Annotated in this window: 19 protein-coding genes; 11 read left to right on the plus strand and 8 right to left on the minus strand. The window is 52.3% G+C overall.

Annotation, left to right across the window (positions count from 1 at the left end; translation table 11 throughout):
• Positions 1 to 3 precede the first annotated feature (3 nt).
• Positions 4 to 495: a cell wall hydrolase gene (locus MKY64_RS26020; RefSeq protein ID WP_209876125.1), complete on the plus strand. Its 492-nt coding sequence runs from the start codon at positions 4 to 6 to the stop codon at positions 493 to 495.
• 43 nt (positions 496 to 538) lie between these two features.
• On the opposite strand, the gene MKY64_RS26025 is transcribed toward MKY64_RS26020, so the two are convergent.
• The gene (locus MKY64_RS26025) at positions 539 to 1,279 is read right to left on the minus strand and encodes a hypothetical protein (RefSeq protein WP_209876123.1); all 741 of its coding nucleotides are present in this window, start codon (positions 1,277 to 1,279) and stop codon (positions 539 to 541) included.
• Between the two features lie 333 nt (positions 1,280 to 1,612).
• Positions 1,613 to 3,316, minus strand: coding sequence for a DUF4127 family protein (locus tag MKY64_RS26030; RefSeq protein WP_340956713.1), 1,704 nt, complete (start codon positions 3,314 to 3,316; stop codon positions 1,613 to 1,615).
• Positions 3,317 to 3,508: 192 nt separating this feature from the next.
• On the opposite strand from MKY64_RS26030, the gene MKY64_RS26035 reads away from it, so the two are divergent.
• Positions 3,509 to 3,772 (plus strand): GNAT family N-acetyltransferase, encoded by a 264-nt coding sequence (locus tag MKY64_RS26035; protein WP_235191811.1) that lies wholly within the window; start codon positions 3,509 to 3,511, stop codon positions 3,770 to 3,772.
• Here MKY64_RS26035 and MKY64_RS26040 read toward each other — a convergent pair whose 3' ends face one another.
• Both MKY64_RS26040 and ald read right to left on the minus strand, forming a co-directional pair.
• Positions 3,773 to 5,041 (minus strand): PucR family transcriptional regulator, encoded by a 1,269-nt coding sequence (locus MKY64_RS26040; RefSeq protein ID WP_340956715.1) that lies wholly within the window; start codon positions 5,039 to 5,041, stop codon positions 3,773 to 3,775. It abuts the gene before it with no gap.
• A gap of 519 nt (positions 5,042 to 5,560) precedes the next feature.
• Positions 5,561 to 6,694 (minus strand): alanine dehydrogenase, encoded by a 1,134-nt coding sequence (gene ald / locus MKY64_RS26045; protein ID WP_340956718.1) that lies wholly within the window; start codon positions 6,692 to 6,694, stop codon positions 5,561 to 5,563.
• Positions 6,695 to 7,006: 312 nt separating this feature from the next.
• Between ald and MKY64_RS26050 the strand changes: the two genes are divergently transcribed.
• The 5 genes from MKY64_RS26050 (at position 7,007) to MKY64_RS26070 (ending at position 13,708) form a co-directional block, all read left to right on the plus strand.
• On the plus strand, positions 7,007 to 8,326 hold the full coding sequence (locus MKY64_RS26050) for an ABC transporter substrate-binding protein (RefSeq protein WP_340956720.1): 1,320 nt from the start codon (positions 7,007 to 7,009) through the stop codon (positions 8,324 to 8,326).
• A gap of 834 nt (positions 8,327 to 9,160) precedes the next feature.
• Positions 9,161 to 10,933: a sensor histidine kinase gene (locus MKY64_RS26055; RefSeq protein WP_340956722.1), complete on the plus strand. Its 1,773-nt coding sequence runs from the start codon at positions 9,161 to 9,163 to the stop codon at positions 10,931 to 10,933.
• Between the two features lie 27 nt (positions 10,934 to 10,960).
• A complete protein-coding gene (locus MKY64_RS26060; protein ID WP_340956724.1) occupies positions 10,961 to 11,752 on the plus strand; it encodes a response regulator in 792 nt (263 codons plus the stop codon).
• Between the two features lie 234 nt (positions 11,753 to 11,986).
• Positions 11,987 to 12,868 carry a carbohydrate ABC transporter permease gene (locus MKY64_RS26065; RefSeq protein ID WP_036726391.1) on the plus strand — a complete coding sequence of 294 codons (882 nt, stop codon included), beginning with the start codon at positions 11,987 to 11,989 and terminating at the stop codon, positions 12,866 to 12,868.
• Between the two features lie 12 nt (positions 12,869 to 12,880).
• Positions 12,881 to 13,708: a carbohydrate ABC transporter permease gene (locus MKY64_RS26070; RefSeq protein ID WP_340956727.1), complete on the plus strand. Its 828-nt coding sequence runs from the start codon at positions 12,881 to 12,883 to the stop codon at positions 13,706 to 13,708.
• A 580-nt stretch (positions 13,709 to 14,288) separates the two neighbouring features.
• On the opposite strand, the gene MKY64_RS26075 is transcribed toward MKY64_RS26070, so the two are convergent.
• The 3 genes from MKY64_RS26075 to MKY64_RS26085 form a co-directional block, all read right to left on the minus strand.
• A complete protein-coding gene (locus MKY64_RS26075; RefSeq protein ID WP_340956730.1) occupies positions 14,289 to 15,020 on the minus strand; it encodes a class I SAM-dependent methyltransferase in 732 nt (243 codons plus the stop codon).
• A 101-nt stretch (positions 15,021 to 15,121) separates the two neighbouring features.
• On the minus strand, positions 15,122 to 15,313 hold the full coding sequence (locus MKY64_RS26080; RefSeq protein WP_340956731.1) for a hypothetical protein: 192 nt from the start codon (positions 15,311 to 15,313) through the stop codon (positions 15,122 to 15,124).
• A gap of 29 nt (positions 15,314 to 15,342) precedes the next feature.
• Positions 15,343 to 16,587: a Zn-dependent hydrolase gene (locus tag MKY64_RS26085; RefSeq protein WP_340956734.1), complete on the minus strand. Its 1,245-nt coding sequence runs from the start codon at positions 16,585 to 16,587 to the stop codon at positions 15,343 to 15,345.
• Positions 16,588 to 16,782: 195 nt separating this feature from the next.
• On the opposite strand from MKY64_RS26085, the gene MKY64_RS26090 reads away from it, so the two are divergent.
• From MKY64_RS26090 to MKY64_RS26105, 4 genes are all read left to right on the plus strand, one after another.
• Positions 16,783 to 17,658: an aldose 1-epimerase family protein gene (locus tag MKY64_RS26090; RefSeq protein WP_340956736.1), complete on the plus strand. Its 876-nt coding sequence runs from the start codon at positions 16,783 to 16,785 to the stop codon at positions 17,656 to 17,658.
• 210 nt (positions 17,659 to 17,868) lie between these two features.
• Positions 17,869 to 18,858, plus strand: a complete 990-nt coding sequence (locus tag MKY64_RS26095; RefSeq protein ID WP_340956738.1) for a glycosyltransferase family 2 protein — start codon at positions 17,869 to 17,871, stop codon at positions 18,856 to 18,858.
• On the plus strand, positions 18,855 to 19,961 hold the full coding sequence (locus tag MKY64_RS26100; protein WP_340956739.1) for a polysaccharide pyruvyl transferase family protein: 1,107 nt from the start codon (positions 18,855 to 18,857) through the stop codon (positions 19,959 to 19,961). Before MKY64_RS26095 ends, MKY64_RS26100 begins: the two co-directional genes overlap by 4 nt.
• Before the next feature lie 44 nt (positions 19,962 to 20,005).
• Positions 20,006 to 21,520, plus strand: coding sequence for an oligosaccharide flippase family protein (locus MKY64_RS26105; RefSeq protein ID WP_340956741.1), 1,515 nt, complete (start codon positions 20,006 to 20,008; stop codon positions 21,518 to 21,520).
• 128 nt (positions 21,521 to 21,648) lie between these two features.
• Here the strand turns inward: MKY64_RS26105 and MKY64_RS26110 are convergent, their stop codons facing one another.
• Positions 21,649 to 22,740 (minus strand): threonine aldolase family protein, encoded by a 1,092-nt coding sequence (locus MKY64_RS26110; protein ID WP_340956743.1) that lies wholly within the window; start codon positions 22,738 to 22,740, stop codon positions 21,649 to 21,651.
• Between the last annotated feature and the right edge of the window lie 12 nt (positions 22,741 to 22,752).

Consider the following 22,752-nt stretch of genomic DNA (forward strand, 5'->3'; position numbering starts at 1 on the left):
TTCATGGCAATTGGTGATCCGTTAACTTCTAAATCTCAGCTTTACGGACGTGACAGTGTGGATTTGTTGGCTCGAACTCTTTGGGGAGAAACCCGAGGCGATTCAGATTCTCGTGTAAGTGTTGCTTATGTCATAAATAACCGTAAAAACAATACCACATACGGTGAATTTAAAAATCTTAACACGATTGAAGCAGTAGTGCTCAAGCCATTTGCATTCAGTTGCTTTAACGAGGGCAATCCTAACTTGCCAGAATGTCTTGCTCCTAATAGAAGTAGTGCGGTCTGGACTAATATTGTTAATTTAGCCTCAAACCTAGGTAACTATACGAATGAAATCGGTAGCAAGTGTTTCTATTCTACTAACACCAGGTTTGCTGAACTAAGCTATACTTCTGGTGGAAAACTCTATTATAGTTTCCCAGGCGGAGGCACGGTTCAAGTCAGTTCCAAAGTCGTAGTCGGTAAACACACATTCTTTGATTATGTCGTTTAATTTAATCAACAAAAAAAGCTGACCACAGTTGGTCAGCTTTTTTTTATTTTTCAATTGGTTTAACTTCAATTTGATCAGCAAGAAATTCATTCTTGGCACTATCGAATTTGTATGTGATATTGAAATCACATACATATGTGGGAGACACACCTACAGATCCTCCAAGGTTCAATTTTATTTTTTGATTCTCCAATGAATAAATATACACTCCTCCAAAAGCAAGGCTATCTTGCTTGTAATCCGGTGCTGGATCAAATCCATAGTTGAAATCATATTCTTTTCCTTGTGATTTAACGGAAATCGCTAGTGTACCATCACCGTTTTTAGCAACATGCGTTTCAAGCTGATTCGCAACAATCTCTTCATAACCTTGGACTTTAATTTCGGATAGATCCTCGGCATTAACGACATGAATATCATAATTGTTTAATTCTGTTCCTCGCCCAGTCTGGATGATAATTACGGCTTCTTCTTTCCCATCGCCTGTAACATCCGTGTAAAATACCTGCGGGGCAGTTCCAGTATCCATAGGAATATTCCAAGGATAGTCTTTCTTATTACCGTTAATATCCAGTGTTATTCCATCAGTTTTTGTATAAAACTTCACTTTTTCATCTTCTGAAGACCCCAGCAACTTCACATCCTTATCTTGCACCGGCTGTGTCATAACTTGTTTACTAGGAGACTCACCCGAACCATTATTAACCGTTGCAGGTTTATCTGATCCACATCCTGAAAGCAAAACGACACTCAACACAATCAATACACCAAGCTCTTTTTTCAACCCTGAAAACTCCTTTCGTCTAATTATCTGAAATTATATCAGAGAAAATTAATCCATGAATAACATATAATTAACATTATTTAATATTTAAGTTAAATTTTTGTCATCCAATCAATTCCATGCGAAGTACCATACACCTAATTTTATCCATCTCACATACCATTATGTTATTATCTTTCCCCTCACAGCTACTCCTTTCCTATTTTTTACTTATTATACCATATATATTTTCCCCTTATTAGGTTTATCTATTTTTCTTTCCACAAACCTAAATAGGGGGAGCTTAGCTCCCCCCTCAAAATATTTAAAATTCAACCCATGAAGAATAGTCTATTATTGCAAAATCAGGTTAGGATTCAAAGTAATTTCAAAGGCGCGGCCCCAAATATAATCGGGATCATCGTATGGAAGGACTGCACTGGCGTATTCGGAGAAGACCCAACTGCCCCCGTTAATCTGCCGGATACTGCACGCTGGTTCAGCACTGCCGGTCAGGAAGGCGCCCGTCCCGGCAAGCGTGGCCGTGTGTGTCTGCATCCGCTCTCTCAGCAGGGCCTCGAGATGAGCGTAATCCTCCGGGCTATTGAACAGCAACATGTTCTGATCTGTAAACGTTGCAACATTCTCATAGAGCGAATGGGCTCTGGAGTACGTCCGGATTTCACCAATCGCCAGCCTTTTGTAGAAGTAATCCTTCAGGAAGCGCTTGAACAGCAGCGAGCCGTGAGCGTTAACCGCAAGATCCAGCGCCGCCGCATCGGTCTCTGTAACGATATAAGCATACCGGGCCTGGGCCATGCCCAGTGCGAGGCCGATTTTGTTCCCCGGCGTATTCCAGCCGCTATATCCTAATAGCGCGCCAGTATGCCTGCTGCCCAGTAGAGCCTCAGTTATACTTGCATCTGCTGCACCTGCGCCGACACAATCAATCACTACCGAAGGGACGAGGCGGGAATCGTTATCTTCGATACGGTTAACCGCAGCCAGCACCTGATCCGCAGCAGTAATCGCGATAATCTCCACCTGACGGGCATCGCCTACCGCCTCACCCCCTACAATATCCAGATGGCGCAGGATGTTCTGATGCACATCCATATATTCATACGGACTCGTAAGGGTAGAGCCATGCGGTCCGAAATATTCAACGGTATACCTGGTTGTGGCTCCGTTCCGGTAGAGCTGATTCGCCATCCGCGCCAGTAAGGACTGTCCCAGTCCGTCTGCATCCGGGAGAATGACGGCCCGGTACGGATTTTGCTCCTGGGTCCCGCCCAGCCATTCATTAATGCCTGCTTCCATATAGTGAATCTCGTTAATCTGCACGCCCTGGGTATTGGCATCATCCACTCCGACTGCAAGGAAATCAATAGAGCCTTCCTGCGCCAGCACCTCCAGAATATAGCGGTTCGTCTTGAACTTATGCGCTCTGGTATTGTAATACTGCTCTTTATCAAAAGTAGCCGTACTGCCATAGTCGCCAGTCGGTGACAGGTTATATCCACTGAGAATATCTTCGAACTGCGTGAAGCTCCTGCGCGGCTGAAGCATGAAATTACGGGAATCTGTATAAGCCGCCAAATCCAGTCCTTCCGCAAAAGAGGTGGTGGCCAGCCTCATAATTGTATCCATTACATACACCGGCTTGTCCGGGCAGGCTTGCTTCACTTCACGGATGACGTCCAGCAAGTCTGTAGTTGCAGCGTCATACGCCGGGTAGACACCACCCGCATGCGCCCGGAGACGGCGGCTGCCAATCAGCCCCCCGTAGGCCAGCATGTCCGCCGAGAGAATAAAACCGTCCACGGACGACGCCGCATGATCCAGAATCCATTGCCGGATCTTGGCGGTATCTCCGTAGGCCGGTGAGGAGGTGGTCAGCAGGGTTGTGCCCAATGCTGTCTTTTGCGAATCCAGGCGATTCTTAAGATCCGTTACATCCGGTGTGATCACATCAATACCCGCAGATCTCCCCTGCACAATCACATCATCCAGATTAACAGGCCGATCATCCAATGGTACATATAGCACTTTCTTCATTGATGTCACGCTCCCTCTAGTTAGCAGATAGGCTCAGAACAGATGCCCTCACTATATAAGGTAATTTACACAGATGGATTACAACCAGAACTTAAAAAATAATAAAAAATATAAAAAGCCTACCCAGTTGAAAGGCAGACTCTCTATATTAATTCAGTATTATTCAGAAAAATTAATATACACGGAGGCATTATCAGCTGCTGGGACGGTGAGCGTGTAGTAGGCTTAGCACGGGCCATCACAGACTATTGTTACTGCTGTTACCTCTCAGACTTGGCTGTCATCAAAGAGTATCAGAAGCAAAATATAGGCAAAGACCTGGTAGAACTCCTTCAGCAGACCTTGGGAGATCAAGTAGCCATCGTACTCTTGTCTTCTGAGGAAGCTTTAACGTTCTATCCTCAAATCGGCTTTGAAGCGGCTACCAATGCGTTTCGGATCGCCCGAAAACATTAGCTACTCTTTGGACCCGGCAGCCTCCTGGAACCATAGATTTACCTGCGCGGTCTCCTCGGTCAGAAGATCCAGGTAGATGGAGGTACGGTAGTCGGTCTCCTTGAGGCTCCTGCCTGTAATCTCGGTGATCCGGTTCAGGCGGTACATTAAGGTATTGGTATGAATATGCAGAAAAGCGGCCGATTCCTTCAAATTCCCGTCCAGCGACAAATATACGGCGAGGGTTTTCAGGAGATCGCTTTTATGCTCACGGTCATGCTCCTTCAGCGGATAGAGCAGCAAGCTCCGGCGGGGGCGGCTCCGTTTCTGTTCCAGAATCGCCGGAAGGTACGCCCAGAACCCGATCTCTTCATAGAGCAGCAGCTCACGGGTATGATAAGGCAGCAGCTTCTTCAACTCCAGAATCTGCAGCGCTTCGCGGTACGCTTCAGCGGCGGAGGTATATTCGCGGTATTCAGGGCTGCACCCTGCCGTAAGCCTGCCGCCTTCGCTCTGGCCCAGCTCCCCGAGCAGCTTGTGCAGGAACGAAGACAGACGTCCGGTCCCTTCCACCGGAAATATAAAGGAGAAAAGAATAATTAGCCGGTTCTGCTCGGCGGTCTGAAAAAGCAGCCGCTGCCCGGTATAGGTAGCCATCACCCTGCGGAATTTCTGCAAAAAATGCTCATCAACCGGCCTGCTGCTCTCCAGCACCCCGATATAATAACGCTCCGGCAGCAGAATCGCCCCGGCCTCTGCCTCCTGGCGGATTCGCGGCTCACTCTCATAATGCGAGGTCAGCAGCTTCCAAAAGAAGTCCTCGAACGTCTTCTCCTGCTTCGTCTTCCAGCCGCGCTGCTTCAGCAGATGACGTCCGGCAATCCCGGCAGCCTTCTCCACGATACGCTCCGCATGCCCTTCGGTAAGATTCCCCCGGTCTACCACCCAGATATAGCCCAGAATCTCCTGCTGGTGCTTGATGCACATGGCCAGCCGCGGGCCAAGCCCGACCTCCATTACCGCAGGGATGCGGATCGGATGAATGCTGCTCTCCAGCTCATGCATAACTCCCTTTTTGCGTAGACCGATAATGACCGTGCTGGGCACCTTTTTGCCAATGATGGTCGAGATCCGCGCCGGATCACTCTCCGTCTGATGGGAGCTGTACCCGATCACATGATGATTGCTGTCCTCAATCGTAACCTGGGACTGGAGCGATTCGCTGAGCGTATCCGCCAGGGATTCCATACTGTCAAAAAAACGGTCAAATGATGGCTCTGCTTCTGTCAATGTTCCCACCCCAACCCCAAGAATAGCCGAAGCTTATATAAGTGATTACATTATATTACAGCGTCTGGCAGTTGCCTATAGGAATAAAACAGATTTCAGTAGAAAACCTGACATATCATGAAGAATTTGCGTCAAAAGCAAAATAACGTGGAGCGATAGCTTACATGGGGCGGGTGTCAGACGCGCTCGACCCCCGCTGGCCCAATGTGTTCGGTTTTTCGCCTACATTTAGCTCTCTCTCCTCGCGCCAGCCCATTGTGTTCGGTTTTTCGTCTACATCCGCCTCACTCACCTCACGCTGGCCCATTGTGTTCGGTTTTTTCGCCTACATCCGCCTCACTCACCTCACGCCAGCCCATTGTGTTCGGTTTTTCGTCTACATTTGGCCCACACGCCTCGCGCCAGCCCATTATGTTCGGTTTTTCGCCTACATCCGCCTGGTCCACTCGCCAAAAAAAAGCCCGGTGATTGCTCACCGGACTCTGACACACATTCTTCTGTTTACTCTCCCACCACACATCAGATCAGCGTGAACTCCTGCTCTACAGCAGCTTCAACCGTGAAGTACTCTTCTCCAAGCGCCTCGGCTACGGCCTGGCAGGTGATTTTGCCGTTGGCTACGTTGACGCCGCTCTTCAGACCTGCATTATCTTCAATGGCCTGGAATACGCCTTTGTTGGCAATTTGCAGGGCGTACGGAACGGTGACGTTGGTTAGAGCGATGGTCGAGGTTTTGGCCACTGCGCCCGGCATATTGGCTACGGAATAGTGCAGAACCCCATGCTTCTCAAAGACAGGGTTATCATGCGTGGTCACCCGGTCAATCGTCTCCACAATCCCGCCCTGGTCAATCGCCACATCTACAATGACGGAACCTGGCTTCATTGTCTGCACCATCGCTTCCGTTACCAGCTTAGGCGCCTTCGCGCCTGGAATTAGCACAGCCCCTACCAGCAGATCCGCTTCAGCAACGGCCTTGGCGATGTTGTACGGATTGGAGATCAGGGTGCTGATCTGGGCACCGAAAATATCGTCGAGCTGACGGAGCCGGTCTGCGCTCAGGTCAATAATAGTTACCTCAGCGCCAAGGCCGATGGCCATCTTAGCTGCATTGGTGCCGACGACACCTCCGCCGATGATGCTGACCTTGCCGCGGCTTACGCCGGGAACCCCGGAGAGCAGGATGCCCTGTCCGCCGTAGTTCTTTTGCAGGAATTGTGCGCCCAGTTGTACAGCCATCCGTCCGGCTACCTCGCTCATCGGGGTGAGCAGCGGCAAGGTACGTCCATCCACTACCGTCTCGTAGCCGATGGCGAATACGCCTTTGTCCTTAAGGGCGGCAGCCAGAGCTGGCTCTGGAGCCAGATGCAGATAAGTGAAGAGGATAAGCCCTGGACGGAAGTAACCGTATTCGCTGGCCAGCGGCTCTTTTACCTTCATTACCATTTCAGCGGCGGCCCACACTGCGGCGGCTTCTGCCACCAATTCAGCACCAGCTGCGGCATACTCTTCATTATGGAATCCGCTGCCTACACCCGCTCCTGCTTCCACCAGCACCTTGTGGCCCTCTGCGGTCAGGCTGACAACACCCGCCGGGGTGATCGCTACCCGGTTTTCGTTGTTTTTGATCTCTTTCGGTACGCCAATAATCATCTTTCATCGCTCCTGTCAGTTAGGGTTCTCTTATGTGAAGAATCATAACATACAGGCCGGAGCTGCATTTTGGGTAAAAAGAAAAACATGATCTGACATGATTGTGTTTTTACACAATGGACTTGAAACGCCGCACCAGCTGCTCCCGGAATAGAACGTTTCCCTGCACTATTGCCGCCCTAGCTCTAATCCGGTGAGATATTATAAAGTTATGTTCCATATTCTCCTGTTTTTTGTTCCTTCTGACGCTTCCGGCCATCTGCTATTCTTGAATTGCAAGCTTATACAGTACACACAGGGAGGTTGTCGCTTTTGAACAAGAGCCGTGTTATTGCCGGAATCACTTCGCTCGTTCTGATCATGGGTCTGGCCGCAGGCTGCGGGAACAGCAGCAATTCATCTTCAGCGGACAATGGAAGCTCTGTCACAGGTAAGAATACACCGGTAACGCTCAAAATGTGGGGCGGTGTCCCCCCGGAATCCGGTCCGCAGCAGGTGGTGGACAACTGGAACAAGGAGCACCCCGATATTCAGGTGGAATATGTACGCTATGTCAATGACGACGACGGCAATCTGAAGCTGGATACGGCGATGATTACCGGCCAGGATGTGGATTTGTTCGTGAACTATACAATCTCCCATGCCGCCAAGCGGATGGAATCGGGACTGGCCCTGGACCTCAGCGGCTTCACCGATTACAACATTGAAGAGAAGATGGGCGCGGACACTGCGAGCTGGAAGATTGACGGCAAGTTCTACGGCGTTCCGACAACCAAGAGCCCGTTCTTCATCGCCCTGAACAAAGACGCCCTCGATAAGGCAGGCCTGCCGGTTCCGAAGGAATGGACCTGGAATGAGCTGCGCGAGTATGCGAAGAAGCTGAAGAACGGGGATTCGTACGGTTTTATTCAAAATATGGAGCCCTTCGTGGACCCCATCGACTCCGTGCTGTCCCAGGAGGGCTACACTAAGCCGGACGGCACCTCCAATCTCGATCACCCGCTGGTCAGACAATGGCTGGAGACGCTGAACGGGATGATGCAGGACGATAAGACCACGCCGCCGCTCGGCGAGCAATTGACTTCCAAAATGCCGGTGGAGCAGGTCTTCCTCAGCGGAGAGGTGCCGATGCTCAATATCGGGGCGTGGCTGCTGCGCAGCTCGAATAACTTCACCGACTTCCCGCGTGATTTCAAAATCGCCTTCGCTCCGGTACCCCGGCTTGCTGAATCCGCCAGTGATTACGTGACCCGCGGGGGCCTCGGCGATTACATCTCCATTAACGCCAAGTCCAAGAAGCAGGAAGCGGCCTGGGAGTTCCTGAAGTGGTATTCCGATGGCGGCATGTCCCCGATGGCAGCGGGTGGAAGACTCCCGGCCTCCAAGGATGCCAAGCAGGAGGATGCGCTCAAGAGCCTCATCGGCGACAAAAGTGACTCCTACGATCTGGACTCCCTGATGTACGTCATGTTCGACAATAAGACGCCAACCTATGTCCGCAGCCTGCCGCAAGAGGTAATGGACCTGCGCTCACAGGAGTACGAGAAGTACTTCCTCGGCTCGCAGTCGCTTGACCAGACCGTACAGGCCATGGCAGCCCGGCATAACGAGTATTTGAAGCAGAAGAAGTAGCGGCTTGGGTGGAGACAGCGGAGATAGCGAAGAAATAGAGAAGTATCGTGCATCATACAGGAGGCTTGCCATGGAAATCATGGCGCCTCTCTTTTTTTTGTCTTACCCTATCAGGAACAGGCTAAGCCTTGAATGAACGCGGGTTCTTGCGGACTGGGATGCGCTTATTTTGGCAAATTTGGCTATTCTGGAGGCTACGCGGACTCAGATGCGCTTAACTACCATTTTTCGCTTCATTTCCGGTTACCTGGAGTGATATAACGGCCTCTGAGTCCGCCTGCCAGCATAAAGGTGATTTTTTCGCCAAATAAGAGCCTGTGAGTCCGTCGGTCCACACATATTGGCGGGACACATTGGCGGCACATGCGTCCAGGATCCCTCATTACCGCCCACACTGGCGGAAAGTATATAATTAAGGAGGAGGGACTATCTTTACAAAGGAGTGATGAAATGCTCAAAAGCTTCAAACCCTTTGACAGGACAATCATTATAGGCGGATTAGTCTCGGCGGGGGTCATTCTCCTGGCTGGCGTGTTTCTTCTGCTTGCGCTGAAGTACAACATCATACGTTTAAACTGACATCTTATACCCCTCCATACTCCAGGAGGTCCCTTGACAAGGCGGGGCGGATAACCCTCCGCTCCGTCTTTCTTGTCCCGCCGTCAAGCAGCCCGGATAGAACAAAACTATGCATTTCCGCCATCCTCCCCTGTCCGCTGGAACAAAACCATGCAATTTGAAATATCGCCAATCCGGCGGAGGGATTATGCTATAATCTAGCATATCAACCGTCCCTAAGCGGGCAGGTTCAGTCAGGCTTGGAGGTGCTTCCCTGTGTCACAGCTGCTGCGTGTGCTGATTCCCCAGAAGTTGAAATACCGCCTGTTCACCGCCTTTGTCTGTCTGATTCTGCTGCCGTTCGGCGCGCTGAATATCTATAACTATCAGCGCATTGAGACGCTGGTCCAGAAGAAAATCAGCCAGCAGAGCCACTATCAGCTGGAGCAGATGTACCGCACGCTGGAGGACCAGATCAGCATTGCCTTCAAGACGCTGCTGTTCCTAAAGCAGGATGACACCGTGAAGTCTGTACTGCTCCATCCTGAACAGCGTAATGAGCTAGAGAATAAGCGGCTGATGGAGAATATTTTCAAGAACCTGAACAACAGCTTCTTCCTGTATAATCCTTCGGTCTACTTCATGATTCTGGACTTATCTGAAAGCGCATACACCTCTTACCCGCCCAAGGATTCACTGGTCTATTCGGATCTGCGGGCAAATCCCGGGTTCGACCGGGGGCAGATGAAAAACAGCTCTTATCACTGGGTGCCTAATGATACTAACTACGTTCTGCGTGATGTCTCTACCAGCGCCTATCTTCTATCCTTATACGCGTATCTGGAGGATGCCCGGAACCAGCCGTACGGCATGGCCCGGATCAGCATTGATTATACGTACTGGCTGCGCTCCATCCACAAGCAGTCCGATCTGGAGCAGCAGTATTTCCTGATTACCCGCTCGGGCGAGGATATCTCCCAGTCGGTTCCGGGCAGCCAGTTATCCGAGAAGGTGAAGACCGGATTTGCCGGGCAGCCGGGACAGCAGTATTTTATCGACAAAGACTCGAACGCCCTGATTAACTATATCTATGTGGAGTCGCTGGACTGGTATATCGTCAACCGGATTCCGCTGTCTGTGCTGTTCGTGGAGATCGAGGGGCTGAAGCAGCAGTACTTCCTTACATTCCTGGTGCTGACGAGCATCTTCCTGATGATGACCTTCGTGATTGCTACGACGATTACGCGGCCCTTGTCCCATCTGCAGAACAAGATGAAGGCGGCGGTGCAGAAAAGCCTGAAGATCCGCCTGCCGGAGCACAAATTCAGCGGGGAGATCCTGGAACTGACCCGGACCTTCAATACGATGCTTGACGACACCCACCTGCTGATCCAGAAGCTGAAGGCGGAGGAGCGGCAGAAGGAGGCGGTGCATTTTCAGATGCTGCTGGCCCAGACGAATCCCCACTTCCTGCTCAACACGCTGAATACGATCAAATGGATCGCCATCCGTGAGCAGAACGAGGATATTACGAACATGACCCTGTCGCTCGGCAAGCTGCTGGAGGCCAGTCTGAACACCGATAAGGATCTGATCCATCTAAAAGATGAAATTGAGCTTGTTGAGGCCTACGTCCATATTCAGCAGGTCCGGTACGCGCACAAATTCGACTGTACGTTCACGTATGACGAGGACATTCTGTATGCTCTGGTGCCGAAGCTCAGCCTCCAGCCGCTGGTGGAGAACGCCATCATTCACGGAATCAGCAGACTGCCCGGCCACGGCCTTATTGAGCTGAACGTCCACCGCGAAGAGAACCGGCTGGTCGTAGAGATCCGGGACAACGGCGTAGGCATGGAGCAGGGCGGCGGCCCCAAGGCTCCGCGCAAGCGTCCGGGCATCGGACTGAGTAACATTCAGGAGCGGCTGCGGCTGTTGTTCCGGGAAGAGGGACAGCTTGAGGTGCTCTCAACCAGCGAAGGCGTTACGGTCCGCTTGACGCTGCCGCTGCTAATGTCCACACCTTACGGCAACGAACATCCGGCTTGAGGCGCATAACTACGGGAGGGATTACACATGTGGAAGGTACTGCTTGTGGAGGATGAGGTATTCGTACGGGAAAGTGTGCGCGAGATTATCGCCTGGGAGGAGCTTGGCTTCACGGTCAGCGGAGAAGCGGGCAACGGGGCTGAGGCGCTGGAGATCATCCGCGGGGATACGCCCGATCTGGTGATTTCGGATATTGTCATGCCGGAGATGGATGGCGTCGAGCTGCTGCGCAGAACCCGTGAGGAAGGATTTGATTCCCGCTTCGTCATGCTAACCTGCATGAATGATTTCGAGAATGTGCGGCAGGCCATGGAATACGGGGCATCCAATTATATTCTGAAGCTGTCGATGAGCGTAAATTCACTCCGGGACACACTGCGCAAGATCAGCGGCGAGCTGGAGAAGAACCACAAGGCAGAGCCGGATATGCCTAAGGAGTCTCCCCCGCCCCCGCCGGCCCATGAGGAGATTACTAGCCACCCGGAGATCCAGAAGATTCTTCACTACCTGCACGAACACTACGCTGAGGATATTACGGTGAAGTCGATGTCGCAGTATGTTATGATGGCCGAGAATTATGTCAGCACCCTGTTCAAAAAGAAAACCGGCCACACCCTGATCCACTATCTGCACCGTGTACGGGTAGACCAGGCGATCCGGCTACTGACCGATTCCGACCTGCCGGTCTATGAGATCGGTAACCGGGTCGGCTTCGTGAGCGACAACTACTTCATCAAGATTTTCAAGCGCCTGACCGCGCAGACGCCCAGCCAGTACAGGCATCAGCACCGGGAGAAGCCGGATCGCCTGAGCTTATAGCCTGCTTTTCAGATAACGATCATAGTATTGCTCCAGCGGCATTCCTTCCGGGAATGCCGTTATTCTTGCTGGCCGGAACACAGATAGAACATATCTAAGACCGAAGCGCCTGCCGCCGCCTGCGTAATTGTATATTTCTGTGCCATGAAGTGGTTGGTTTTGTTCCTTAACCCTCACGGGAACGCTTGCTATGCTTGTAATGTACTTATTAAGACCTAAAGGAGTGGGGCTATTGTGAAAGCAACCTGGATGCGACGCCAGCAGCTGCTGGGCTATCTGTTTATCGGGCCCAATATGATTGGCGTGATACTATTTTTTATCATACCGGCTATGTATTCGTTCTATCTCATGTTTACAGACTACAAGTTTATGAGTCCCCATACCAAGTTCATCGGGCTGGCCAATATCCGGCGAATGCTGGGGGATGAGGTCTTCTATATTGCCATCAAGAACACGCTGCTGTTCCTGCTCTCTGTTCCTGTATCCATTGGGCTGGCGTTCCTGGTGGCTGTCATTCTGAACCGTTCCGTGTATCTCAAAAAGCTGCTGCGTGCCTTGTACTTCATGCCCTACATTACCAGCGGCGTAGCCGTAGCCTTCGTCTGGATGCTGCTGTTCCACCCGAATAACGGGCCGATTAACGGCATTCTCCGCTCTATGGGCATCGAGAACCCTCCCGGCTGGCTGTCCACGATGGATACGTCCATGTATGCGATTGATATCATCTGGATCTGGTTCATGCTCGGCTATAACATGATTATCTACCTCGCCGCCTTGCAGGAGGTGTCCGGCGAGCTGCTGGAGGCAGCCACCATCGACGGTGCCCGCACCTGGCAGACGGTCCGCAGCATCCTGTGGCCGCTGGTGAGTCCCACCACTTTTCTGCTGCTGATTACCGGGCTGATCATGTCGATCAAGCAGTTCGGCATCATCCAGGCGATCACGCAGGGCGGGCCCGGGAACAGCACCACCGTATTGTCCCTGTTCATCTATCAGAATGCCTTCCGCTATTACGAGATGGGCTATGCGTCAGCGGTCTCCTGGGCCCTGTTCCTGATCATTCTGATCTTCACCGTGGTTCAATGGCTGGGCCAGAAACGCTGGGTTCACTACTAAGGAGCTGAGAATATGAATAAAGCCGCCGTTACCAAAATCATCGCCACATTAATCATGCTGTTCTTCAGCATCGTCATGATTGTGCCCTTCCTCTGGATGATCAGCACCTCCTTCAAAACCCCTGCGGAAGTATTCCGCTATCCGATCCAGTGGATTCCGGACCACTTCAACTGGAGTCATCATATTAAGGTCTGGTCCGGCCAGGGCAGCTTCGTGCCTTATTATCTGAATTCCCTTAAAGTCGCTGTGCTCAGTACCATCGGCGCGGTCTCTCTGTCCGCCTTGGCGGCTTACGGCTTTGCCCGGATTGAATTCAAGGGACGCAACACTATGTTCCTGGTCTATCTGTCGATGATGATGGTTCCTCCGCAGGTGCTGTTCGTGCCCAAGTTCATCATGTTCGACTGGGCCGGCATCTATAACACCCACTGGGCGCTGATTCTGCCCGGCATGTTCACCATCTTCGGCGTATTCATGATGCGGCAGTTCTTCCTCTCCGTGCCCCATGAAATCTCGGAGGCCGCCTTCATCGACGGTGCCGGCCATTTCCGCATCTTCTCGCGGATCATCCTGCCGATGGCCAAGCCTTCGCTGGCGACACTGGCGATTATCGATTTCTCCTGGCACTGGAATGATTATGAGAACGCGCTCGTCTTCCTAATCGACCAGGATCTGTTCACCGTTCCGCTCGGGCTGCAGAACTTCATCCTGGAGAACAATGTCGATTACAACGGCATGATGGCCGCCGCAACCGCCGGTATCATTCCGATGATTCTCGTGTTCCTGCTCGGCCAGAAATACATTATTGAAGGAGTGGCCAGCTCGGCGGTGAAGGGGTGACGGGGAGGGGAACTAGGCAGTAGTGCCGCATCAGCTTAAAACATGTGAAAATTACTTTTAACTCATCGCTTGCTAGGGTTGCCATGCCTGATCGTGCCTGATTAAGGTGCGAGGGTAGGCTTAAGTGCAGTCTGTACAACTAAAATGCGGGATGTGCCGCCAAATCTCTGTTTAGATGTATTTCGTACAATTAAAATACCTCTATATCTGGATTTTCGCCCATCCGGGCAAATATAGTTGTACAGAATACAGTTAGACGAAGAATACCTTCGGGCGCACTGTTTTTAGTTGCACAGAATACACTTATCTCTGATGAAAGTCTGAGTATGAACATCGAGCTGATATTAGGCTGAACCTGCGCCCGTTGCTGGCTTCAACTCTTTAATTCAAGTAGCTGATTGTATTTCCTGCAATAGAAAACGTATTGCTGACCGTAAAATGAGATTCTATTGTATTTCATACATTGGAATGTTGTGATTTGGCTGAAAAAAGGCCTTTTTTCAATATTCGATTGTACGGAATACAATAGAATCTATTTCGAAGCCTCTTCTACAGCATTCCGTTGTACAATGTGCAGTTGCTATTGTTCCTCCGCCTTCACCGCCACCCAGCCGTCAATCAGATATGCGCCGAAGAATCGGGATACGGCAGTGAACCCGGCCTCCTCCAGCAACTCCTCTATCTCTTCAGCATGGAGCGGATGAGAGATTACGCCGAATGATTGCTCGAAGGTCTGCCACTGTTCCTCTGCGATCCCGTTACCAAGCATATGCAGCCGCCAGCCTGCCATCTGAAGCTCCCATGCAGGAGTACCCGGCACCCCGCAGATGGCGGACAGGCAGAGCGGCGCACCCGGCTGAAGCCGCGCGGCAATGCTGCGAAGGAGCGCCAGCTTACTCTCCCTCCCCTGCACGAAATGAAGCACCAGCATACAGGTTGCGGCATCGTACGCTCTAGCACAGCTCCAGTCACTAATTTCCGTACGATGCAGCCGCACTCTATCCAGCAGACCCGGTTGACCCGCAGCCTCCAGCCGCTGCTTGGCAGCCTGGAGCATACTCTGCGAGGTGTCCAGGCCGCTGAACCTCCAGTCCGGGTGGCTTAGGCCCAGCTTCAGAATCTCCTGGCCTCCGCCTGCTCCCACGACTAGCAACTCCGGCTTTTCCTTCTTGCCCAGCCGCGCTGTCAGCAGCGTATCCATCAAGTCATATTGCAGCGCGTACCCGGGGATTTTGCGGCTGATGTTCTGTACATACTGATCCCCGTCTGCCTGCTCCCATGGGCTGCCTGCCCCGCTCATGCTGTCCTTCAATTATATCCCCTCCGAAAGTAATAATCGGTACATAACCACAACAGGTCATGTACCGATTATCAGGGACGGACGCGGAAACCGCCATCCCACATAGCTGGGATCTATAGCACAGGCCGCTCGTACCAATACCCCGGAATTCCCCGTTCCAGCCGCATCAGTGCCTCCAGATAATAATAATCGCCCCAGATCGTGTAATCATCCGGCGAATCTCCGGCCCGTCTGCCCAATGTGTTCGGTTTTTCAAGTTTCACCGATACGAAAAAAAGACACCGTTTAAGTGTCTTTTGGGGCAATCCTATACAATTCTCCTACCCAGCCTCCCTTAACCTACCCGCCGCTCAGTCCGGGATAGCAGCGACAGCACCGTCTCCAGCACCACATTCACGCCCATTTCACAATCCTCGTAGGAGGTGAGCTCTTCCTCGCAATGGCTTTTCCCGTTCACACTTGGGACGAAAATCATCGCCGACGGCAGGAGCCCCGCCACGAACTGGGCGTCATGCCCCGCGCCGCTCGCCAGCTTCCGGCTGCTGTAACCGAGCTTCTGCGCGGCCTGCTCCACCAGCTCACAGATCCCCGGATCGAACCATACCGTGTCGCGGTCCCACAGCTTCGTCTTCGATACGCTGCATTCCAGCAGCTCCTCCGGCAGACTGTGAATAATCGCCTCAACTTCACGGACCACATCCATGTCCTTATGTCTCGCTTCCACGGTGAAGATCACCTTGTTCGGAATGACCGTATGGATATTCGGCAGCACATTCATCCGCCCCATCGTATAGACCAGCTCAGAGTCCAGCACGGCCAGCTTACGACGCAGCTCCGTAATAATATCCGTAGCAGCAAACAGCGCATCCCGGCGCATATCCATCGGCGTAGTCCCGGCATGATCCGACTCCCCGGTCACTTCAAGCTCATAGCAGACCATGCCCACAACACAGTCAACCAGACCGATTTTAACGTTCTCCTTCTCCAGCACAGGGCCTTGCTCAATATGCAGCTCCAGATAAGCCGCCGCTTCCCTGATCCGGTTCTCCGCCTCCCCGGCATAGCCACTGGCCTGGAGCGCATCTCCGAAGGTGATCCCCTCCGGGTCCTTCTTCTCCAGCATAGCCGCCTTATCGAACTTGCCGGACAAGACCCCAGAAGCCATCATGGACGGCTCGAAGCGCGCCCCCTCCTCATTGGTGAAATTCATCACCGTGACAGGCAGCCGGGGCTTAATCCCGTGATCTACCAGGGTTCTCACCACCTCAAGACCGGCAATCACTCCCAGCACACCGTCGAATCTGCCGCCCTTCTTCACAGTATCCAGATGTGAGCCGATCACGATGGGCGGCCCCTCTTCACTGCCAGCCAGAGTGGCATACATATTGCCCATATCATCCACCTTCACATTCATGCCCAGCTCTTCGCAGCAGCCGGTGAAATAGCCGCGCACCCGCACATCCTGCTCCGACAGCGACAGCCGGGTAACTCCGTTATGATCTGTCCGCCCGAAATCGGCAAAAGCTTCAATCGTATTCTTCAGCCGCTCACCGTTCACCAATAGTTGCTTAACCTGCATCGGCTTATTCCCCCGTTTCCGCTGATATGGAATGATTGCTATCCTTATATGTTAACGAATTCCACATGTTTGTCATTGTACATACTGTAAAAATTATAGGCTGGAGAATTTCCGTTATATGCTGGCACCTGCGGGGAAGTCTGTTAGAATATGAGACATCAGGATTACATATTGCAGGGCGAGAGGGGTAAAAGCATGAACACTATTTTACGCAGCGGCCTGGCCGTGGCCGAGATCAGTTCACTCGGTGCTGAGCTGGTCAGCTTCAAAAGAACGGATACAGACACTGAATATATGTGGAACGGAGACGCCGCCTATTGGACAGGCCGTTCCCCGGTGCTGTTCCCGATGATCGGAGGAGCCGCAGGCGAAGCGGTCCGGGTAGACGGGCAGGCGTATCCGCTGGCCCGGCACGGCTTCGCCAGACGCAGCGAATTCACGCTGGTGGAGGCAAGCGAGACGCAGGCGATCTTCCGGCTCTCCCACAGCGCGGACACGCTGGCCAGCTACCCGTATCCGTTCCATCTGTATCTCACCTATACGCTGAACGGCAGCACGCTGGACATCGGCTATCGGGTGGAGAATCCCGGAGAAGAGGAGATGTTCTTCCAGCTCGGCACCCATCCGGCTTTCAACTGCCCGATTGGCGGAGAAGGCAGCTTCACCGACTATTACCTTGAATTCGAACAGCCGGAGCGCCTGGAGCGCTTGTTCCTGAATGAGAATGGCTTGATTACTCCAGGCCAGAGCGAGGCTATGCTCGGCGGGGACAACAAGCTGCCGCTGAACCACGACATGTTCGCGCATGACGCCTTGGTCTTCCGCAATGTCCAGTCCAAATCGGTTGCCCTGAAAAGCAGACAGTCTGACAAGAGCGTAACAGTCGCCTTCACCAATTTCCCTGATCTCGGCATCTGGCAGCCGAAGAATGCACCGTTTGTGTGTATCGAGCCTTGGCATGGTGTGGCCGATATCGAAGGCTTCACCGGCGATATCCGGGAGAAGCAGAACGTCATCTCCCTGCCGCCGGGCAGCCAGTTTACCAGCGCGCTGGCGATTACATTTAACTAAATTTCAGCAGGTGAAGGCCGCAGTCACCCCACGGTGCTGCGGCCTTTTTGCTGTGGAACAGCGGCTTCTCGTCAGGCAGTTCACCCCCCTCCTCAAGCGATAAGTACACTTTAGTAGTATATACAACCTTTTGACCCGGATAGTAAGATATTCACAAATCAAGTGACGCGTAGACCCGAATCAGAACCGGGAAAGGAAGTGACTGCTCGAGTGAAGCCAGAGATAAGTATTATTGTGCCTATCTACAACGTGGAATTGTACCTGAGGAAGTGTGTGGATTCGATATTGGCGCAGACCTTCCGCAGCTTTGAATTGATTCTGGTCAATGACGGATCACCCGATAAGTGCGGCGAGATATGCGAGTATTACAAGGAGCTGGACCCCCGTGTCGTAGTTATTCATAAGCAGAACGGCGGATTGTCCGATGCCCGGAACTATGGTATTGATGTGGCAAAGGGCCGGTATATCGGATTCGTCGACAGCGATGACTGGATAGAACCGGACATGTATGAAGCCCTGCACGGACTCATCACCGCCCACAATGCAGATATCGCTGTATGCGGTCATTGCGAGGTACAGGATGATGTCAAGCTGGAAAAGTCCTTCACGCACCAGGTGCGTGTATACGATAATGCGCATGCCTTTGACAAGCTGCTGGAGGATACCGAGATCCAGAACCTTGCCTGGGATAAGCTGTATAAAGCCGAGCTGTTCAGCCAGGTGAGATATCCGGTCGGCCGATATTTCGAAGACATTTTTACCACCTATAAATTATTCCTGCAGGCGAACAAGACCGTCTCGCTGGACTCCCCCAAATACCTGTATCTGAAGCGAAGCGACAGCATCACCGGAGCGATGAACAACCGGAAATATTACGACCGCTTCTGTGCGGCGCTGGAGATCTACGAGACGATTCAGGATAAAAACTATCCGATCGCCAAAGAAATCTCGTTATCCCGGACCGTAACCGAGGGCATTGAGCTGTGCAACTTCCAGCTGATTACCGGCGAGACTGCAGTGAACAAGGAATATCTGGCCGAGCTGGTCGGGTTCCTGAGCAAGCATACCTCCGCGATCCTGCGCAACCGTATTATCCGCCGGGAGATGAAGACCGCAGCCCTGCTTATTCTGACCAGCTCCACGGTATACAAAATGCTGTATTATTCCAAACTCCGTTTGAAGGGAAGTAATATGATATGAGCCAAGCCCTTGAGAAGATCCTGCCGCTGTCCTTCCGCAATTATGTAAGCAATATTCCCGTCTATCAATATTATAAGGGCTATCTGAGCTACCGGAATGCATACAAAGACAAGACGAAAGCCATTTACGTCGTCGGCTCCCCCGAGCATGACAATCTGGGCGATCACGCCATCACTTATGCGCAGATGAATTTTTTGCGAAAAGCTTTTCCCGACTATACCCTGATTGAGATTGTCGCCAACCGGCTGATGCATAACATGAAGTGCCTGGAGGAATTCTGTTCGCCGGAGGATATCTTCGTGCTTCAGGGCGGGGGCAACTTCGGAATCGAGTATTTCCGCGAGGAAGAGGTGCGCCGCAAGATTATCTCCGAATTCCCAAATAACAAAATCATCGTCTTCCCGCAAACCATCTACTTCGGTGATACCGAGCTGGGCCGCGCGGAGTTCAAGAAGACACAGGACCTCTATGGCTCCCACAAAGACCTCACGCTGGTCGCCAGAGAGGCAACGTCGTACGAAATTATGAAAGCAGGTTTCAGAAACAACGCAGTGCTGTTAACGCCGGACATTGTCATGTCCCTGGATATCACTGACCCTCCCAAGCAGCGCCACGGTGCCCTTCTGTGCATTAGAGCCGATAAGGAGAGTATTTTCAGCGAGCAGGATAAAAAGGTCATCCAGGAGTACACCTCCAAGCACTACAGCACCACCACCTTCACGGATACCTGCATTCTCCGCCCTGTCTCCCTGGAAGACCGGGATCACGAGCTGAACACCTTATGGAATCAGTTCAAGGAGGCCGAGGTTGTGATTACGGACCGGCTGCACGGGATGATTTTTGCGGCGATTACGTCCACACCTTGTATTGCACTGGGGAACTACAATTATAAGGTCGTAGGCAGCTACGAATGGATCAAGCATCTGGGCTATGTGAAATTCACGAACGATGTGAAGCAAATCCCGGCATTGCTGGAAGAACTGAAGACGATCCAGCGCCCCCGGTACAATAATGAGTTCTCGGTCCAGCATTACAGCCAGATCATTGAATCCATGGCAAGCAGCAGCGCTAGAGAACCTGCTTCGTCTATCGTTACCGCTTAAGATAAGCACAAGACACTCTCTGTAGCGAGGAAGCGATCCCACCCTTGAAAACAAATATAAAACTTGCTGCAATCATAACCTATGCTTCGGTATTCCTAGGCGTTATTATCTCCCTGGGCTCGACGCCGTTCATTGTGTCGACCCTGGGGAAATCCGAATATGGATTATTCGCGCTGGTGAACTCCATCATCGCCTATATCGTCCTGCTGGATCTGGGCTTCGGCAGCGCGGTCATCCGCTTCAATGCGAAATACATCTCTGAGAATGACTCCGCAGGCCAGCGCAATATCAACGGAATGTTCCTGCTGCTGTTCTCAGCCATCGGACTCCTCTCCTTACTTGCCAGTGTGATTCTGGTGTTTAATTTCGATGCGATCTTCAGCAGCCTCGATGCAGCTGAGCTGGGCATTCTGAAGACGATATTTATCATTGCCGCCATCAATGTGGCTGTCTCGTTCCCGCTGAATATCTTCAGCTCGATCATTACGGCCTATGAGCGGTTCGTCTATCTCAAAATCATCAATCTGATCCGCGTGGTCCTGTCTCCGGCGATGATGGTGCTGGTCCTGCTGTTCGATTTCAGATCGACAGGAATGGTTACTGTTGCGCTTGTGCTGAACCTGGCGATCGGTGTGATTAACGTGGTCTTTTGCCGCACCAAGCTGAATCTGAAGGTCCGGTTCCACGGCTTCGATACCAAGCTGTTCAAGGAGATCTTCAGCTATTCGTCGTATATCTTATTATCCTCGATTGCCTTCCAGATCTATACGAATGCTGATCCGCTGATCATCGGGATGTTCCTCGGGGCTACGCCCATCGCCATTTTCGCCATCGCCGCCCAGCTCAACACCTATATTCTCAACTTCTCCAATGTGCTGGCCAGCTTCTATCTGCCGAAGCTCACCAAGATGATCGTCAAGGGGGCAGATCAGGCGGCCTTAATGCTGGAGCTGGTCAAAATAGGCAGAATCCAGGCGCTGATCGTAGGCTACATCGTCTCGGGCTTCGTGTTATTCGGACAGAGCTTCATTCTGATCTGGCTTGGCCAGGATTACAAATATGCGTACACGGTTGCGCTGATCATCATCATTCCCCAGATCACGTCGATTGTGCAATCGCTGTTCGCCACCATGCTGGAAGCGATGAATATGCACAGGGTGAAGGCCTTTATCTACTTCTCAGTTGCAATTCTGAAGGTGGCCTTAACCTTCTGGTTCATCCGGATCTGGGGGATTACAGGCTGCGCCATTGCTACGGCTATCGGGATGATCATCAATGTATGCCTGAATAATGTGTACTACAAATATAAATTGAAGTTCGATATCCTTCACTTCTGGCTGCAGATCATCCGCGTCTTCATTCCGGTGGTGCTGCTGTCCGGTGTGTGCGGGTTCCTGCTTAGCTTCGTGAGCATCACTTCTTACGTGTATCTGGGCATGTATGTCATCCTGTACTCCCTCATCTATGTGCTTACCATGTGGCTGTTCGGACTGAACGGGGCAGAGAAGCAGATGGTGGCCGGACCGGTGCGAAAAATGGCTCTGCGGAGTCAGGCCTAGGACTCTACGTGAGGCGGGGCTGATTAGCATGCCGCGCTTAGGCGCTGCTCCATGCTGTGCCTAAGCGAAGAAGCCTCTGCGGGTAAGATCCGCAGAGGCTTCTTCGCTTAACTTGGCAAGCTTGCTGATCAGAGCTGCTTCAGCCGCTCATCCAGCAACCGGAACATGCTTCTAAGGGCCGTCTGGTCCGCTTCGCCATAATGATCGCCGATATTGATCTCATAATAGCAGGAAGCCTCGCCGATTGGCTTAAGCCGTGGTGTCAGGCCAATGCCGGTCTCGTTATAGATCCCAATCAATACAGGGGCAAGCTGCTCCAGAGGCAGCGCGAAATGAATGTGGAACATATTCGAGACCGGAACCTCCGGCAGCGTGGATACCTTATCGCAGCTGTTGAATAAGGCTGCCAGCTCCTTGGCCTGCTCATAGTATTCTGACATCCTGCTGATGCGCTGCTGGTAATAATAACGGGCCGGGATGATATAGGGATAGAGACTGATCAGGTCGCCCCCGTGGCGGCGCTTCCAGATCTTCGAGGTCTCCGTGAACTCCCGGCTGCCGGCTAAGATCGCTCCGGCAATCCCGCCAATGCCTTTGTACAGGGAGACATACACGCTATCGAACAGCGCGCAGACCTCGGCCGCCGTCTTGCCGTAGTAAGGCAGCACCTCGAACAGCCGCGCCCCGTCCAGATGGAGCTTAATTCCCTGCTCCCGGCAATACCCCGATATCGCTTCCAGTTCGGCATATTCCGGCAGCTGTCCGCCGATCTCCCGCTGCGGCAGCTCCAGCAGCAGACAGGCAACCCCCGGTCCCATCCCCTTCACATCCTCCAGGGTAATCAGACGGTCTGCACTGCCCAGCAGCAGCGGCTCCAGATGATGCAGCTCCTTCAGGCCGTCCTGTTCATGAATCTCCAGGTGGCATAGCGGATGATAAGCGACCTTTGGGCTGCCCTCCCGGTCACTCCAGATCCGCAGGGCAATCTGCTGGGCCATCGTGCCGCTGGGGAAGAACACGCTGCATTCTTTGCCCAGCACCTCTGCCATCTCCGCCTGGAACTCCTCAATCACCGTCCCTGTTCCGTACATGTCCGCAGCAAGGCTGTCCTCTACACTGGCCAGCGCTTTCTTGAGTACAGCCGCGTCCCGTCCGCCATGGCCAGCAAGCTGCACCTGCGTCCTGCCGAACGCCTCCATTAAAGCATTCTCCTCGTTCATTTTATTATCCTA

The sequence above is a fragment of the Paenibacillus sp. FSL R7-0210 genome (genome assembly GCF_038009085.1).
Classification (GTDB): Bacteria; Bacillota; Bacilli; order Paenibacillales; family Paenibacillaceae; genus Paenibacillus_AQ; species Paenibacillus_AQ silagei.

Excerpts from the sequence above, each read along its gene's own strand:
- MKY64_RS26020 (WP_209876125.1), top strand. The coding sequence starts at position 4 with ATGGCAATTGGTGATCCGTTAACTTCTAAATCTCAGCTTTACGGACGT.
- MKY64_RS26030 (WP_340956713.1), bottom strand. The coding sequence starts at position 3,316 with ATGAAGAAAGTGCTATATGTACCATTGGATGATCGGCCTGTTAATCTG.
- ald (WP_340956718.1), bottom strand. The coding sequence starts at position 6,694 with ATGATTATTGGCGTACCGAAAGAGATCAAAAACAACGAAAACCGGGTA.
- MKY64_RS26060 (WP_340956724.1), top strand. The coding sequence starts at position 10,961 with ATGTGGAAGGTACTGCTTGTGGAGGATGAGGTATTCGTACGGGAAAGT.
- MKY64_RS26070 (WP_340956727.1), top strand. The coding sequence starts at position 12,881 with ATGAATAAAGCCGCCGTTACCAAAATCATCGCCACATTAATCATGCTG.
- MKY64_RS26085 (WP_340956734.1), bottom strand. The coding sequence starts at position 16,587 with ATGCAGGTTAAGCAACTATTGGTGAACGGTGAGCGGCTGAAGAATACG.
- MKY64_RS26090 (WP_340956736.1), top strand. The coding sequence starts at position 16,783 with ATGAACACTATTTTACGCAGCGGCCTGGCCGTGGCCGAGATCAGTTCA.
- MKY64_RS26100 (WP_340956739.1), top strand. The coding sequence starts at position 18,855 with ATGAGCCAAGCCCTTGAGAAGATCCTGCCGCTGTCCTTCCGCAATTAT.
- MKY64_RS26110 (WP_340956743.1), bottom strand. The coding sequence starts at position 22,740 with ATGAACGAGGAGAATGCTTTAATGGAGGCGTTCGGCAGGACGCAGGTG.